Here is a 14846-nt window from a genome sequence, read left to right as displayed (position 1 = left end):
GACTTTAAGTCCTGCCTTCCACAGTGATCTTGTCGGTAGCCGGGGGTTTACGGCACGACATCGACGACCTTTTGGGGGGCGTTGCGCCTTGTATCTGCGTAGTGACCATGGAGAGGGGCTGACCGGCGGCGGCGCATCGGCGCTTGCCGCGGCACCGGCGCGCGGCCTGGCCGCACGCCTGGGCGAGCGCTTCGCCGACTTCGAATTCGCGCCGGATCTCGGCTCGCGCATCGGCTCGCTGACCTGGTATCGCGGCGCCGCAACCTGCGTCGCCCTGATCACCGCCACCCTGCTGCTCGCGCCCGGCTTCGAGAACCCGATCTACGGCACCGTTCCCGCGCCGCTTTCGGGCGCCGAGTTCGACGCGACCCAGGCGCAGGCGATCAAGCCGCTCGGCATGGGCTCGGGCACCGGCGCCCGCGTCGCCGCGACCGGGCTGGTCGCGCCGCTCACCGACACGCCGGAGCGGCCGCTCCTCGAAGGTACCACCAAGCTGGCCTCGGGCGGCGCGCTGCTCGCGACGCTGCTGCGCTCGGGCATCGGCAAGGCCGATGCCACGACGGTCAGCAGCATGATCACCAAGGCCGTTGCGCTGGACGAGATCCAGTCCAACACCATGGCCGACTACACGCTGGGCCGCCGCGTCGACAAGTCGCAGCCGCGCCCGCTCGAGAAGCTCGACATCCGCACGCGCTTCGATCAGCGCGTCGAGTTCGTGCGCACCGGCAACGTGCTTGCGATGCGCGCGATCCCGATCGCGATCGACCGGACGCCGCTGCGCATCCAGGGTACCATCGGCAGGTCGCTCTATCGCTCGGCCCGCGCCGCCGGCGCGCCCGCCAAGGCAGTCGAAAGCTATATCAAGACGCTCGCCACCCGCACGCCGGTCTCGCGGCTCGGCTCGGACTGCAAGTTCGACATCATCGTCGGCCAGGCCCGCGCCGAAACCGGCGAGGTGCAGCTCGGCACCCTGATGTACGCCGGGGTCAGCGGCTGCTCGAACAAGGTGCAGCTCGCGCCGTTCGAACAGGGCGGCAAGACCAGCTGGTTCGACGGGTCGGGCAAGGGCAACAGCACCGGCGCGATGGCGATGCCGGCGAACGGCCGCTTCTCCTCGGGCTTCGGCATGCGCCGCCACCCGATCCTCGGCTATACCCGCATGCACCGGGGCGTCGACATCGCCGCGCCCTGGGGCTCGCCGGTCTTCGCCGCGAGCGACGGCGTCGTCCAGTTCGCCGGCCGCAGCAGCGGCTATGGCAATTTCATCAAGGTGACCCATGGCGGCGGCTATGGCACCGGCTATGGCCATCTGAGCCGCATCTATGTGCGCAACGGCGAGCATGTGCGCCGCGGGCAGCGGATCGGCGCGGTGGGCAATACCGGCCTCTCGACCGGCCCGCACCTCCATTACGAACTCTATCGCAACGGCATGGCGGTGAATCCGCGCTCGGTGTCGTTCACCAGCACGCAGCAGCTTACCGGCGGCGATCTCGGCGAGTTCAGGGCCCAGCTGAACCGCCTGCTCTCGGTGCCGATCGGGCACGGCGCCGTGAAGGACGCCGAGGACTAGCATCCCGCGCAAGGCCCCGACTTCCTCTCCCGGAAGGGGAGGCACGGCTCGTCGCAACCTGCTGCGCCAATGCCGGCCATTTGTGCTATGGAGCCAGGATATCCGAGTCCGACTCCGGAGCGTGCCATGCGTCTCGTCCTCACTGCCGCCCTGTTCTGCGCCGTCGCGATGCCGGCGCTCGCCCAGCAGTCGCAGCCGGCGCCCACCCGCGACGCCTCTACCCGCGACAAGGCCGAAGCGCTCGCCCGCGCGCTGAACAATCCGATGGTGCAGGAAGGCGCGGCGGCGATGCTCACCAACCTCGCCGGCATCGTGCTCGACACGCGGGTCGGCTCCATCGCCCGCTATGCCGATCCCAGGATCGGCGAGCAGGACACGCTGCGCGACATCCAGCGCCGCAACGATCCCGATTTCGAGAAGCATTTCCACCAGGACGCGCGCGCCGCCGTCGCCGTCGCGGGCAAGCTCACCGACGGTGCGCTGCAGATGCAGGAATCGCTCGACCAGACCGCCGCCCGGCTGCGCGCGGCGCTCGCCCCGCTGCGCGCCGCGCTCAAGAACTGATCGCCCGCGTAACGATCGTACGGGGCGGAAGAGCCGCCGCAACCATATGGCGCGCTGCCGTACGTCCCGGACGCAAGCCGCGTCCGCAAGCGCTTTACGCGGGCGCATCCCGAGTCCTAAAGCGAGCCGATGTGGCAGCTTTACCAATTCCCGCTCTGTCCCTTCTCGCGCAAGGTCCGCCTGCTGCTGGGCGAGAAGGCCGTCGGCTATGAGCCGGTGCGCGAATCGCCCTGGCTGCGGCGCGACGAGTTCCTCGACCTGAATCCCACCGGCCAGGTGCCGGTGATGGTCGATGACGAGCGCGGCGTGACGCTGATCGATTCGCAGGTGATCTGCGAGTTCTTCGAGGAGACGGTGAACAAGGCGCCGATGCTCAACGGCACCGCCACCGATCGCGCCGAGATCCGCCGCCTGGCGATCTGGTTCGATACCAATTTCTATGCCGAGATCACGGCCCCCCTGCTCCACGAGCGGATGCTGAAGCGCATCGTCTACAAGCAGTCGCCCGACGGCCAGGCCCTGCGCAATGCGATGAAGGCGGCGGTCAACCATCTCGACTATATCGACTATCTGCTCGATCACCGCACCTGGCTGGCGGGCCCGACGATGAGCCTCGCCGATCTTGCCGCCGCGGCCCAGATCTCGATCGCCGACTATCTTGGCGGGATCGACTGGAAGAGCCACGAACAGGCCAAGGGCTGGTACATCCGCATGAAGAGCCGCCCGAGCTTCCGCCCGCTGCTCAGCGAGCGGATGGAAGGGATCCCGCCCCCCGCCGATTACGAGAAGCTCGACCTTTGATGGCGGCGCCGCACCGGACCACGCGTCGCCGGGCTTCCACGGCGACAGTCTCGATCCGGAGGAACTGACCGCGGGCCTGGACGCCGAGCGCGCCCGTATCTCGATCTCGACATCCATGCCGCCGACTCCGCTGCCGCATGAAACTCCCGGCGCCGCCATGCGCTTTTCCCGCAAGATCCCGATCGCTCCGATCGGGCAATCACCGGGGTGCTTATGCTCGAACATCTTCCCCATTGGCTCGGCAAGGCGCTGAGCCCATTTCGCGCCGGCGCCGACAAGCTGGCGATCGTCCGGCCCGAGCTGGCCGGCGAAGGCGTGATCCATCTCGCCAGCCCGGCCTTCGCCAACGGCGCGCGGCTGCCCGATCGGTTCACCGCCGATGGCGAGGGCATCTCGCCGCCGCTCTTCTGGACGGGCGTGCCCGAAGGCACCGCGCGGCTGGTGCTGATCGTCGAGGACCCCGATGCGCCGACCCCGCAGCCGGTGGTGCACGCGATCGTCTGGGGCCTGCCGCTCGGCGGCGACCTCAAGGAAGGTGAGATCGGGCTCGATGGCGAAGGCAGCCCGAACGGGGAGGATGTCGGCCGCAACAGCCGCTTCGTCGAGGGCTGGCTGCCGCCCGATCCGCCCAACGGGCATGGCGAGCATAATTACGCCTTCCAGCTCTTCGCGCTGAACGAAGGCGAGGATCCCGGCGACAATCCCGGGCGCGGCGCGATCCTGCGCGCGATGGAAGGCCGGGTGATCGCCGCCGGGCTGCTCACCGGCACCTATTCGCGAGGTGAGCAGGCCCCGATCGGCCGGGTGGGAGCCGGTGCCGCCGCCTGACGCGCCGGCCGTCGCGCCGTGATGGGCACGGTGGCGGCAAGGCCGCGATGGAGTCCGGGCTGAAGTCCCGCGCTCATGTCCGGAGCGCGTCACGGGTTTCTCGGCGGTTTCGAGCTTCGCGGCATCCGGATGGAATGCCTGGGGAAACCATAAGGCGGGCCGAGCTTCCGCCGGAGTTGGGGGCCGCCGCCGGGCGGTCCGGCAGGGTTCAGCCGAAGTGGCTGAAACCCTGCAGGCCGACCGTGGCGATCGCCATTGCGGTGATGGCGAAGGAGGCCATCCCGATCATCAGGCTGCGCGTCATGCTTATCCTCTCCGTTCCGTGCTGACCGCTACGGGTCACGCGATCGGAACCACGGGCGAGGAGAAGAGCACGATGGCATAGGTGAGGACGACGGCGCCGATGACGGCAACGCTGTGCTGGAACGAGCTGATACGAACGGCCATGATAGTTACTCCCTGTATTGTCGGTTGCCGGACCATCCGGCGTTGCCGATGCCAGATGGATTGCAGGGAGCGTGCCAGTTTTCTAAGTGATTGATTTCATTGAGCGTGAGTAAGAAAGTTACGCGCGGTTGGGAAATTACACACCAAGCTATGGTGTAATTTCCCAATCAAAGGCGGACAGAGACTGTCCGATTCCGGTCAATCGACGCGGACGCAGTTGCGGCCGCCATTCTTGGCGGCGTAGCAAAGCTGGTCGGCGCGGTGGAACACGGTGCCGAACACTTCGTCCTGGGCCGCCGGGCTGAGGCCGGCGGAAAAGGTGATCTCGCCCAGCGGCGCGTCGGTCTCGCGCAGGCGATAGCGCTTGGCGGAGACGGCGAGGCGGGCCCGGTCGAGCACTTCGCGCGCCGCCATCAGGTCGAGGCCGGTGAACAGGACGACGAACTCCTCGCCGCCATAGCGCGCGACGAGATGGCCCTTGCAGGTGTCGGACAGCGCTTCGCCGAGCGCCTTGAGCACCCGGTCGCCGACGACATGGCCGAACCGGTCGTTGACCGACTTGAAGTGATCGACATCGCACACCGCCATGCAGATCCGCGCCCCCGCCGAGGCCTGGGCGGCATAGGCCTCCTCGAAGGCGCGGCGATTGGGCAGGCCGGTCAGCGGATCGCGGCGCGCATTGTCGCGCGCCTCCTCCAGCTTGGTGCGCAGCTCGCTGGCCTCGCGATTGGCGGTCTCCAGCCGCTCCTCGGCGTTGCGGACCCGCTCGAGCATCGTCGCGGTGATGCGGGCGATCTCGATATCGTCGCCGCCCGAGCTGCGCATCGCCTGCGCGCTGGCGGCAAGGTCGCGGCCGAAATCCTTCGTCTCGGCGCGCATGGCCGTGACCATATCCTGAAAGCCCTCGACCTGCATCTGGGTCTGGGCGACCAGCCCCTGGGCCTTCTCGATCGTGGCGGTGGGCATGCCAGCGACGGGCTGCGCGTCGCACCCCAGCGTCTCGATGTCGCGCCGGGTGAGGCGGACGCCGCCATCGGTCAGCGCGTGCACCGCCCGGGCGAGCGGGCCATCGGGGTTGGCGAGAAGCTGATAGGCGAAAGCATAATTGGCCGGATCGGGATCCAGCCGCTGGTCTATCAGAAATTCTCCGATGCGGTCGTACAGGCCACGTGCGGCCTGGGAACCGCTTGCCACCCGAACGGCCTTGGCCGCGACCATCTGCCTCAATTCCTCACCAGAAATTTGGTCCCGACAGTGCCGACCCGCAGCACCGCCACGCCGTGCAGACTAGGCCCCAACTGCTAATATCCGGTGAGCAAAGCTTGCGGACTCGTGAAAATACCGGCTCCGGAGATCAGTGCCTGTGCGCGGCCCGGTATTTCTGGACGGCTTCCAGCGAGAGCCGGATATGTCCCGCCGGGCTCATGTCCGAATGGACGAAGAGCAGCTTGCCGTCCGGCGCGATCACATAGGAGGTCCGGCTGGTGATCTTGGTGGCGGTGCCGTCGGGCCGGGTCAGCTGGACGTCATAGGCCTTGACGATCTCGGGGCTGGCGGCGGCGACGGCGAACTTGCCGGCGCATTTCTCCGCCGAAAAGGCCTCGAGCTTGTCGATATTGCCCGCGGTCATCCCGATCACGCTGGCGCCGGCCTTCTGGAAATCGGGCAGCGCCTCGGCAAAGGCATGCGCCTCGGCATTGCAGCCTTCGGTGAAGGCGGCGGGGAAGAAATAGAGGACGACCGGCCCCTTCTTCAGCGCCGCCTTGAGGTTGACCGTGAAGGGCTTGCCCGCCATCGCGCCGGGGGCGGTGAAGTCGGGCGCGCGCTGGCCGGGCTTGAGCGTGGCCATGGCCGGCACGGCGAGCGACAGGGCGGCGGCGATCAGCAATTTGCGCATGGCGATCCTCCTGAATGTCGTTGCCGGCGGCTAGCGCGTCAGCGCGATGCCGATCCGGGCATGGGTGTCGTTCCGGCGATAGTCGTCCAGCGCCTCGCCATAGCCGGTGAAGGCCTGGCCGAAGATATAGAAGCCCACTCCCTTGGCAATCCGCGCCAGCGGATAGGAGACGAACAATTCGGCCGCGCCCTTGCCCGTCTCGAAATTGCCGCGACCGGTTAGCGACAGCTTCAACCCGTCCTGCTGGCCGATCGCGGCGGTGAGGCTGGTATAGCCGAAATAGTTCTTCACGTCCGGCGCGGTGCCCAGCCGGCCGAGATAGAACCAGGCCTGGGGCGCGACGTCGAGATGCCAGTCGCCGCCCAGGTCGAAGCGCTTCTCGGCGCGCAGGAACACCCGGTTGAGATCGACCGAGTCGGCCACGCCGCGCCCGTTCGAATCATGGCGATAGCCGAGCGCCACCTTGGTGGTGTCGTCGAAGGGAATGTCGGCATAGACTTCGGGGCTGTAATTGGTCGAGCGGAACGGCCCCGAAGGCCGGTTCAGCGCCCAGAACATCGTCTGGGTATAGGCGAAGCGCAGATTGCCGAGCTTGAGCGGCGCCTTCTCGCCGAACGGGCGGAAGGCGAAGCTCACCTGCAACTTGCCGCCGGCATCCTTCAGGCCGAACGCGCCATAGATCGGCTCGTGCGGCTCGAACCGGTCGACAAAGGCGGCCGAGCTGCCGGTCGCGCTCTGCACCACCGTCTCCCCCTGCGGGATCTCGGCGGCGGCGTGCTGCTCGGTGGGCGGCACCGCGCGGCCGGCCACGCTCACCGGCACGTAGCGCGCCTTGGCGAAGCCGTGCGGCGCGACGGTGGGCAGCGGGCCGGGCGCGCGCTCGAGCACCAGGCGCGTGCCGTCCACCGCGGTGACCTCGATCTCGCGCGGGCCGGCATCGGTGACCGCCAGATCGCCCTCGTTGACCAGGAAGACCTCGACGCCGCGCAACGCCTCCGCCTCCGAGGCGGGCTGGGCAGGCACGGCGCGCAGGCCCTGGGCCGCGGCAGGCGTGGCGGCGAGGAACGCGATCGGAATCAGCAGGCGGCGGCGCATCGGCCGGTTGAGTGACAGGGCTTTGTGACCTTGGCGAGTCAAAATCTCGGGGCTAGGGCGTGTCGAATGCCCGTGACCGCAGCCGATATCGCCCTTGCCGAACGCCTTGCCGATGCGGCGGGCGCGGCGATCCTCCCCTATTTCCGCGGCGCCCACGGCCTCGAGGCCAAGGACGACCAGTCCCCGGTCACTCTTGCCGATCGCGCCGCCGAGGAAGCGATGCGCCGGCTGATCGTCGCAGAGCGCCCGATGGACGGCATCCAGGGCGAGGAGTTCGGCACGCGCGAAGGAACGAGCGGGCGCCTGTGGGTGCTCGATCCGATCGACGGCACGCGCGCCTTCATCGCCGGCCGCCCGATCTTCGGCACGCTGATCGCGCTGATCGAGGATGGCTGGCCGCTGCTCGGCATCCTCGACCAGCCGGTGACGCGGGAGCGCTGGCTGGGCGTGGCGGGGCGGCCGACCCTGTTCAACGGCGCGCCGGCCGCGACGCGCCGCTGCCGCGACCTCGACCAGGCGATCCTCGCCACCACTTCGCCGGCGCTGTTCGGCGACGACCAGCTCCATGCCTTCGAGCATCTCGACGGCGCGGTGATGAGCACGGTGCTGGGCGGCGACTGCTATAATTATGGCTGCGTCGCGAGCGGCTGGATGGACATCGTCGTCGAGGCGGGGCTCAAGCTGCACGACTTCGCCGCGCTGGTCCCCATCGTCGAGGGCGCGGGCGGGCGGATGTGCGACTGGCAGGGCGATCCCCTGCACGCCGGGAGCAATGGCGAGGTGATCGCCGCCGGCGATCCGGCGCGGATCGACGATATCCTCGAGGCACTGGCCTGCCGGGGGCATGATCACGGCCATTGAGCCGCGACTCGAAAGGTTACGAAGTTTACGCCACGGGACGGCCGGTTCTTCCCTCCCGCACTTCTCCTTGCGCGGCCTGGCGGACGGCGAGGGAGCAAGCCGGTTTCCGACTCGGGTTGCGCCGGTCGGGGCTTTGCGCTAGGGGGCCCGCTTTCCGCGATCGTAGGGATGCGCCGGCTGAATGGGCTGCCGCGCGTGTCCGCAATCGTCGAACTCAAGGAGACGAAAATGCCCAAGCTCAAGACGAAGAGCGGCGTGAAGAAGCGCTTCAAGCTCACCGCCACCGGCAAGGTGAAGCACGGTGTGGCCGGCAAGCGCCACCGGCTGATCAGCCACAACGCCAAGTATATCCGCCAGAACCGCGGCACCTCCGTGCTCGCCGATGCCGATGTCGCGCACATCAAGGCATGGGCGCCCTACGGTCTGAAGTAAGGAGGGCCTGAGAAATGGCACGAGTTAAGCGTGGTGTTACCACCAAGGCCAAGCACAAGAACATCCTGGAGCAGGCAAAGGGCTATCGCGGTCGTCGCAAGAACACGATCCGCATCGCCCGCCAGGCCGTCGAGAAGGCCGGCCAGTACGCCTATCGCGACCGCAAGGTTAAGAAGCGGACCTTCCGTGGTCTGTGGATTCAGCGCATCAACGCCGGCGTCCGCGCCGAGGGCCTGACCTATTCGCAGTTCATGCACGGGCTGAAGCTCGCCGGCATCGAGCTGGACCGCAAGGTCCTGGCCGATATCGCGATGCACGAGGGCGAAGCCTTTACCGCCATCATCGCGCAGGCGAAGGCGGCTCTGCCCCAGGCCGCCTGAGCGACCTGAGCGAGTACGAGAAAATGGGGCGCCGGTGGCAACACCGGCGCCCTTTTTCTTTGCCCTCGCCCCCGCTAGAGGCTCCCTCGACCAAATGAGGATTTGATGACGACCGATCTGGACCAGCTCCGCACCGACCTGCTCGGCGCGGTCGATGCCGCGGCGGGGCTCGAGCCGCTCGAAGCGGTGCGCGTGCACGCGCTCGGCAAGCAGGGGGCGATCACCGCCCTGCTCAAGACCCTGGGCGGGATGAGCCCCGAGGAGCGCCAGGAACAGGGCCCGCGCATCCACGGCCTGCGCGAGGCCGTGACCGAGGCGCTGGCCGCGCGCAAGGCCTCGCTGGAAAAGGCGGCGCTCGACGCCCGGCTTGCCGACGAGACGCTCGACATGACGTTGCCGGTGGACGGCGTGGCGGCGGGCAGCGTGCATCCGGTGAGCCAGGTGATGGACGAGCTGGCCGAGATCTTCGCCGATCTGGGCTTCTCCGTCGCCACCGGCCCGGAGATCGAGGACGACTGGCACAATTTCACCGCGCTCAACATCCCGGAGACTCATCCGGCACGGGCGATGCACGACACCTTCTATTTCCCGCGCGAGGCGGACGGCAGCCAGAAATATCTGCTGCGCACCCACACTTCGCCGGTGCAGATCCGCACCATGGTGGCGAACAAGCCGCCGATCCGGATCATCGCGCCGGGCCGGGTCTATCGTTCGGACAGCGACGCTACGCACACCCCGATGTTCCACCAGATCGAAGGGCTGGTGATCGACAAGGGGATCACGCTCGGCCATCTCAAATGGACGCTCGAGACCTTCCTCAAGGCGTTCTTCGAGCGCGACGACATCGTGCTGCGGCTGCGCCCGAGCTATTTCCCGTTCACCGAGCCTTCGGCCGAAGTCGATGTCGGCTTCACCTGGCAGAACGGCAAGCGCGTGATCGGCGGCGATCCGCGCAAGTCGGATAATGGCGGCTGGATGGAAGTGCTCGGCTCCGGGATGGTCCACCGCAAGGTGATCGAGGCCTGCGGGCTCGATCCGAACGAATGGCAGGGCTTTGCCTTCGGCACCGGCGTCGACCGGCTGGCGATGCTCAAATATGGGATGGACGATTTGCGCGCCTTCTTCGACGGCGATCTGCGCTGGCTGAGGCATTACGGCTTCTCGGCGCTCGACGTGCCCACGCTGAGCGGGGGAGTGGGCGCATGAAGTTCACCCTGAGCTGGCTCAAGGAGCATCTCGATACCAACGCCTCGCTCACCGACATCGAGGAGGCGCTGACCCGCGTCGGCCTCGAAGTGGAAGGCGTGGAGAATCCAGGCGAGAAGCTGAACGGCTTCCGCGTCGCCAGGGTGCTGACCGCCGAGCGGCATCCCCAGGCCGACAAGCTGCAAGTGCTCACGGTCGATACCGGCGAGCAGGCGCTGACCGTCGTCTGCGGCGCGCCCAATGCGCGCGCCGGGCTGGTCGGCGTGCTCGGCACGCCGGGCGCCGTGGTGCCGGCCAATGGCATGGCGCTCAAGGTCGCGGCGGTGCGCGGCGTCGAATCGAACGGCATGATGTGCTCGACCCGCGAGCTGGAGCTCGGCGACGATCATGACGGGATCATCGAGCTGCCGGCCGATGCGCCGGTGGGCACCGCCTTTGCCGATTATGCGGAACTCAACGACCCGGTGTTCGACATCTCGATCACGCCGAACCGCCAGGATTGCATGGGCGTGCGCGGCATCGCGCGCGACCTCGCCGCGGCGGGCATCGGCACGCTCAAGCCGCTCGATGCCGAGCCGGTACAGGGCGAAGGCACGGGCCCCGAGGTGAAGATCGAGGCGCCCGAGGGGTGCCCGGCCTATTATGGCCAGACGGTCCGCGGCGTGACCAACGGCGCCTCGCCCGAATGGATGCAGCGCCGGCTCAAGGCGATCGGCCAGCGGCCGATCTCGGCCCTGGTCGACATCACCAATTACGTGATGATCGATCTCGGCCGCCCGCTGCACGTCTATGACAAGGCGAAGCTCTCGGGCGCGCTGACGGTGCGCAAGGCCAGGGCCGGCGAGCAGGTGCTGGCGCTCAACGAGAAGACCTACACGCTCGACGAGACGATCACGGTGATCGCCGACGACAATGGCGTGCACGATATCGGCGGCATCATGGGCGGCGAGGACACCGGCGTGTCCGACGCCACCACCGACGTCGTGATCGAATGCGCGTTCTTCGATCCGGACCATATCGCCCGTGCCGGCCAGAAGCTGATGCTGACCAGCGACGCACGCTCGCGCTTCGAACGCGGCGTCGACCCCGCGTTCCTCGAAGACGGCATCGCGATCGCGACGCGGCTGGTGACCCGGCTGTGCGGCGGCAAGGCGAGCGAGGTCACGCGCGCCGGCACGCTGCCGAGGGTGGGCGTCACCACCGGCTATGATCCGAAGCTCGCCGAGACGCTGGGCGGCCTCGCCGTACCGGCGGCGCGCCAGGTCGCGATCCTCGAGAGCCTCGGCTTCACCGTCCAGCCGCTCGACGGCAATGGCGATCCGGTCGAGCTGGCCGATGGCTTCGACGCGCTGCGCGTCACCGCGCCGAGCTGGCGCCGCGACGTGGACGGGCCGGCCGACCTGGTCGAGGAAGTGATCCGCATCGAGGGCATCGACCATGTTCCCTCCACGCCGTTGTCGCGCCTCCCCGGCGTGGCCCGGCCGACGGCGACGCCCGAGCAGAAGCTCGAGCGCAGGTTGCGGCGGACCGCCGCGGCGCGCGGGCTGAACGAAGCGGTGACCTGGAGCTTCGTCTCGGAAGGCCAGGCGGCGCCGTTCGGCGGCGGCGCCTGGACGCTGGCCAACCCGATCAGCGAGGACATGAAGGTGATGCGCCCGTCGCTGCTGCCGGGCCTGCTCGGCGCAGCGGAGCGCAACCTCAAGCGCGGGGCGGCTTCGGTGCGCCTGTTCGAGCTGGGCCGGCGCTATCTGGCGGACAGCGCCAAGAATCTCGATGAACGCGTGACGCTGGGCGTGCTGCTGGCCGGCGCCAAGACCCCGCGCGGCTGGCAGGGCGGCAAGGCGCAGCCCTTCACGGCGTTCGACGCCAAGGCCGAGGCGCTGGCGCTGCTCGAGGCCGCCGGCGCGCCGGTGGCGAACCTGCAGGTGATGGGTGAAGCCGGCGAAGTCTGGCATCCGGGCCAGTCGGCGACGCTGCGGCTTGGGCCCAAGACGGTGCTGGCGGCGTTCGGCATGGTCCATCCGAGCGTGCTCAAGGCGTTCGACCTCGACGGCGATGTCGCCGCGGTCGAGCTCTATCTCGATGCGCTGCCCGCCAAGCGCGGCGGGAGCGGCTTCATGCGCACGGCCTATACGCCGCCCGCGCTCCAAGCCGTGACCCGCGACTTCGCCTTCCTGGTGCCGGACGCCCTGGCCGCGGGCGATCTCGTCCGCGCCGTGAAGGGAGCGGACAAGGCGGCGATCGTCGATGCCCGGCTGTTCGACCTGTTCACCGGCGCCGGCGTGCCGGAAGGCCAGAAGAGCCTCGCCATCGAAGTCACGCTCCAGCCGGGCGAAAAGAGCTTCACCGACGAGGAACTGAAGGCAGTCGCCGACAAGGTGGTCGCCGCGGCGGCGAAGCTGGGCGCGGCGCTGCGAGGGTGAGGCGGACAAACTTCCTTCTCCCCTGAGGGGAGAAGGAAGCGCTCAGGATAGCCGTCATCCCCACGAAGCCGGGGATGACGGAGGGGTATTTGTCCAGGGAGCAAGCGCCAGACAGGTTCGGGATGACCGGCCGCTCAAGCGGCGCGACGCCGGCGCCACGTCCAGACCATCAACCCCAACCCGCCCAGCACGCCGCCGGCATAGCTCGCGCTGTGCGCCCACAGGTCGGCGAGGAAGGCGACGTGCTTTTCCGGCGGCACCGCGTCGGCGAGCCAGCCGACAAGCCAGACCCAGCCCATCGCGGCACCGACCGCGCCCGCGATCCCGGCCAGCAGCGCGAACAGGCCGCAGCCGAGCATCAGCAACAGGATCGGCCGGCGCAGCTGCGCGAGCGACAGCCGGGGCGCGCGCCCCGCCCGCGCCGCCACGGCAAGTCCGATGCCAAGCGGCAGCCCGACCCACCAGGTCGCGATCACGCCCCAGCCCAGCGCAAGCAGGAAGGGCGAACTGGTCGGGAAGACCGGCGGATGCCCGATCGTGAAATATTCGACGCAGAGATGCGCGGTCACCTGATCGTGGAGCACGCCATAGGCAATCGCGGCGAATATCGCGAATCCGGTGATTTTCAGCGCTTCCATGCTCGCTCCTCCCGCACGGACAATTGCAGCCGTCGCGCGGATTGACCATAGGCGCGGCAGGATATCGACAAGGAGCAGCCCCATGCCCACCGCACTCATCACCGGCGCCACCGCGGGGATCGGCGAGGCATGCGTCCATGCCTTTGCCGATGCCGGGTGGAACGTCGTCGCCACCGGCCGGCGCGAGGATCGGCTGGAGAAGCTCGCGCGCGACAATGTCCGCACCCTCGCCTTCGACATTCGCGACGAGGCGGCACGCGATGCGGCGCTGGACGGGCTGCCCGAGGGCTTTCGCGACATCGACCTGCTGGTGAACAATGCCGGGCTGGCGCTGGGCCTCGAGCCGGCGCAGCAGGCATCGCTCGCCAACTGGAAGACGATGATCGACACCAACGTCACCGCGCTCGTCTCGATCACCCACAGGCTGCTGCCCATGCTGATCGCGCGCAAGGGCGCGATCATCAACCTCTCCTCGGTGGCGGCGACCTATCCCTATCCCGGCGGCAACGTCTATGCGGCGACCAAGGCGTTCGTCCGCCAGCTGAGCCTGGACCTGCGCGCCGACCTGCACGGCACCGGTGTGCGCGTCACTTCGATCGAGCCGGGCATGGTCGAGACCGAGTTCACGCTGGTGCGCACCGGCAGCCAGGACGTGTCGGACAAGCTCTATGCCGGGGTGGACCCGATGACCGGCGAGGACATCGCCGAGACGATCCTGTGGGTGGCGACGCTGCCGCCGCACCTCAACATCAATGCGCTCGAGCTGATGCCGGTCAACCAGAGCTGGCAGGGCTTCGCGGTGCACCGCGAGCCATGATCGAGATCGGCTCCGAGGCGCTCACCGCCACCGTCAACCCGCTGGGCGCGGAGCTCTGGTCGCTGCGCGATGCCGGGGGCCGCGCGCTGATGACCGATGCCGATCCCGCCTTCTGGACCGGGCGGGCGCCGCTGCTCTTCCCGATCGTCGGGCGGCTGATGGACGACAGATACCGGCTGGACGGCAGGGAATATGCGCTGCCCCAACACGGCTTCGCGCGGCGCCAGACCTTCGCGCTGATCGACCAGGCACCGGACCGGGCGGTGCTGCGCCTGATCGACAATCCCGAGACGCGCGCCGTCTATCCCTTCGCCTTCGCGCTCGATGCGGCCTTTACTCTCCAGGGCGCGACGCTCGCGATGGACGTCACCGTCACCAATAGGGGCGATGTCGACATGCCGGCGAGCTTCGGCTTCCACCCCGCCTTTGCCTGGCCGCTCCCCTATGGCGCGGCGAAGGACGAGCACCGGATCACCTTCGCCGAGGACGAGCCGGGCGAGCTGGCGGCGATCGTCAAGGGCGGCTGGATGGATGCCGCCGGCTGGGAAAGCCCGGTCGAGGGGCGCGTGCTCGCGCTGCACGACGAATTGTTCGAGCGCGACGCGCTGGTGTGGAATCCGGTGCGCAGCCAGTCGCTCGCCTATGGCGACGAGGGCGGGCCGCGGCTGGTCTGCGATTTCCCCGACACGCCGGCGCTGGGCCTGTGGATGAAGCCGGGCGCGCGCTATCTGTGCATCGAGCCCTGGCACGGCATCGCCGATCCCCATGGCTTCACCGGCGAGATCTGGGACAAGCCGCTGATGCAGCGCTATGCGCCGGGCGAAGCGAGGACCTTCACGATGCGGGTGACGCTGGCCCGTTGACTCGCTTCTTCCCGCCGGCGCATC

General features: G+C 68.5%; 15 protein-coding genes. 11 read left to right on the top strand and 4 right to left on the bottom strand.

The window, feature by feature from the left end:
• Positions 1-88: 88 nt before the first annotated feature.
• The 4 genes from OMP43_RS17070 (at position 89) to OMP43_RS17055 (ending at position 3763) form a co-directional block, all read left to right on the top strand.
• Entirely contained in the window at positions 89-1570 is a 1482-nt protein-coding gene (locus OMP43_RS17070) for a M23 family metallopeptidase (protein WP_280280731.1), read from the top strand.
• A gap of 126 nt (positions 1571-1696) precedes the next feature.
• Positions 1697-2134, top strand: a complete 438-nt coding sequence (locus OMP43_RS17065) for a hypothetical protein (protein ID WP_280280730.1) — start codon at positions 1697-1699, stop codon at positions 2132-2134.
• 129 nt (positions 2135-2263) lie between these two features.
• On the top strand, positions 2264-2935 hold the full coding sequence (locus OMP43_RS17060; RefSeq protein ID WP_280280729.1) for a glutathione S-transferase family protein: 672 nt from the start codon (positions 2264-2266) through the stop codon (positions 2933-2935).
• A 213-nt stretch (positions 2936-3148) separates the two neighbouring features.
• On the top strand, positions 3149-3763 hold the full coding sequence (locus OMP43_RS17055) for a YbhB/YbcL family Raf kinase inhibitor-like protein (RefSeq protein ID WP_280280728.1): 615 nt from the start codon (positions 3149-3151) through the stop codon (positions 3761-3763).
• 645 nt (positions 3764-4408) lie between these two features.
• Here OMP43_RS17055 and OMP43_RS17050 read toward each other — a convergent pair.
• The 3 genes from OMP43_RS17050 to OMP43_RS17040 all read right to left on the bottom strand — a co-directional run bounded on the left by OMP43_RS17050 (position 4409) and on the right by OMP43_RS17040 (position 7202).
• On the bottom strand, positions 4409-5428 hold the full coding sequence (locus OMP43_RS17050) for a GGDEF domain-containing protein (protein WP_280280727.1): 1020 nt from the start codon (positions 5426-5428) through the stop codon (positions 4409-4411).
• Positions 5429-5564: 136 nt separating this feature from the next.
• Positions 5565-6107, bottom strand: a complete 543-nt coding sequence (locus tag OMP43_RS17045; RefSeq protein ID WP_280280726.1) for a peroxiredoxin — start codon at positions 6105-6107, stop codon at positions 5565-5567.
• Between the two features lie 30 nt (positions 6108-6137).
• Positions 6138-7202 (bottom strand): phospholipase A, encoded by a 1065-nt coding sequence (locus OMP43_RS17040; RefSeq protein ID WP_280280725.1) that lies wholly within the window; start codon positions 7200-7202, stop codon positions 6138-6140.
• 66 nt (positions 7203-7268) lie between these two features.
• Here OMP43_RS17040 and hisN point away from each other — a divergent pair, with 66 nt between their 5' ends.
• The 5 genes from hisN (at position 7269) to pheT (ending at position 12504) form a co-directional block, all read left to right on the top strand.
• Positions 7269-8063, top strand: coding sequence for a histidinol-phosphatase (gene hisN, locus OMP43_RS17035; protein WP_280280724.1), 795 nt, complete (start codon positions 7269-7271; stop codon positions 8061-8063).
• Between the two features lie 228 nt (positions 8064-8291).
• Complete coding sequence (gene rpmI, locus OMP43_RS17030; protein ID WP_078103280.1) at positions 8292-8495, top strand: 50S ribosomal protein L35; 204 nt, start codon at positions 8292-8294, stop codon at positions 8493-8495.
• Positions 8496-8509: 14 nt separating this feature from the next.
• Complete coding sequence (gene rplT, locus OMP43_RS17025) at positions 8510-8875, top strand: 50S ribosomal protein L20 (RefSeq protein ID WP_180146221.1); 366 nt, start codon at positions 8510-8512, stop codon at positions 8873-8875.
• 105 nt (positions 8876-8980) lie between these two features.
• Entirely contained in the window at positions 8981-10081 is a 1101-nt protein-coding gene (gene pheS / locus OMP43_RS17020; RefSeq protein WP_280280723.1) for a phenylalanine--tRNA ligase subunit alpha, read from the top strand.
• Positions 10078-12504 (top strand): phenylalanine--tRNA ligase subunit beta, encoded by a 2427-nt coding sequence (pheT, locus tag OMP43_RS17015; protein WP_280280722.1) that lies wholly within the window; start codon positions 10078-10080, stop codon positions 12502-12504. Before pheS ends, pheT begins: the two co-directional genes overlap by 4 nt.
• 134 nt (positions 12505-12638) lie before the next feature.
• Here pheT and OMP43_RS17010 read toward each other — a convergent pair whose 3' ends face one another.
• Positions 12639-13142, bottom strand: coding sequence for a hypothetical protein (locus OMP43_RS17010; protein WP_280280721.1), 504 nt, complete (start codon positions 13140-13142; stop codon positions 12639-12641).
• Positions 13143-13224: 82 nt separating this feature from the next.
• Here OMP43_RS17010 and OMP43_RS17005 point away from each other — a divergent pair, with 82 nt between their 5' ends.
• Together OMP43_RS17005 and OMP43_RS17000 are read left to right on the top strand one after the other, a co-directional pair.
• Positions 13225-13959, top strand: a complete 735-nt coding sequence (locus tag OMP43_RS17005) for an SDR family NAD(P)-dependent oxidoreductase (protein WP_280280720.1) — start codon at positions 13225-13227, stop codon at positions 13957-13959.
• Positions 13956-14822: an aldose 1-epimerase family protein gene (locus OMP43_RS17000; protein ID WP_280280719.1), complete on the top strand. Its 867-nt coding sequence runs from the start codon at positions 13956-13958 to the stop codon at positions 14820-14822. The genes OMP43_RS17005 and OMP43_RS17000 overlap by 4 nt, the downstream gene beginning before the upstream one ends.
• The last annotated feature ends 24 nt before the right edge of the window (positions 14823-14846 follow it).

The organism is Sphingomonas sp. CBMAI 2297 (assembly GCF_029870595.1).
Classification (GTDB): Bacteria; Pseudomonadota; Alphaproteobacteria; order Sphingomonadales; family Sphingomonadaceae; genus Sphingomonas.
The sequence above is the reverse complement of the archived record's forward strand: the minus strand, read 5'-3'. Positions and strand labels throughout refer to the sequence as shown.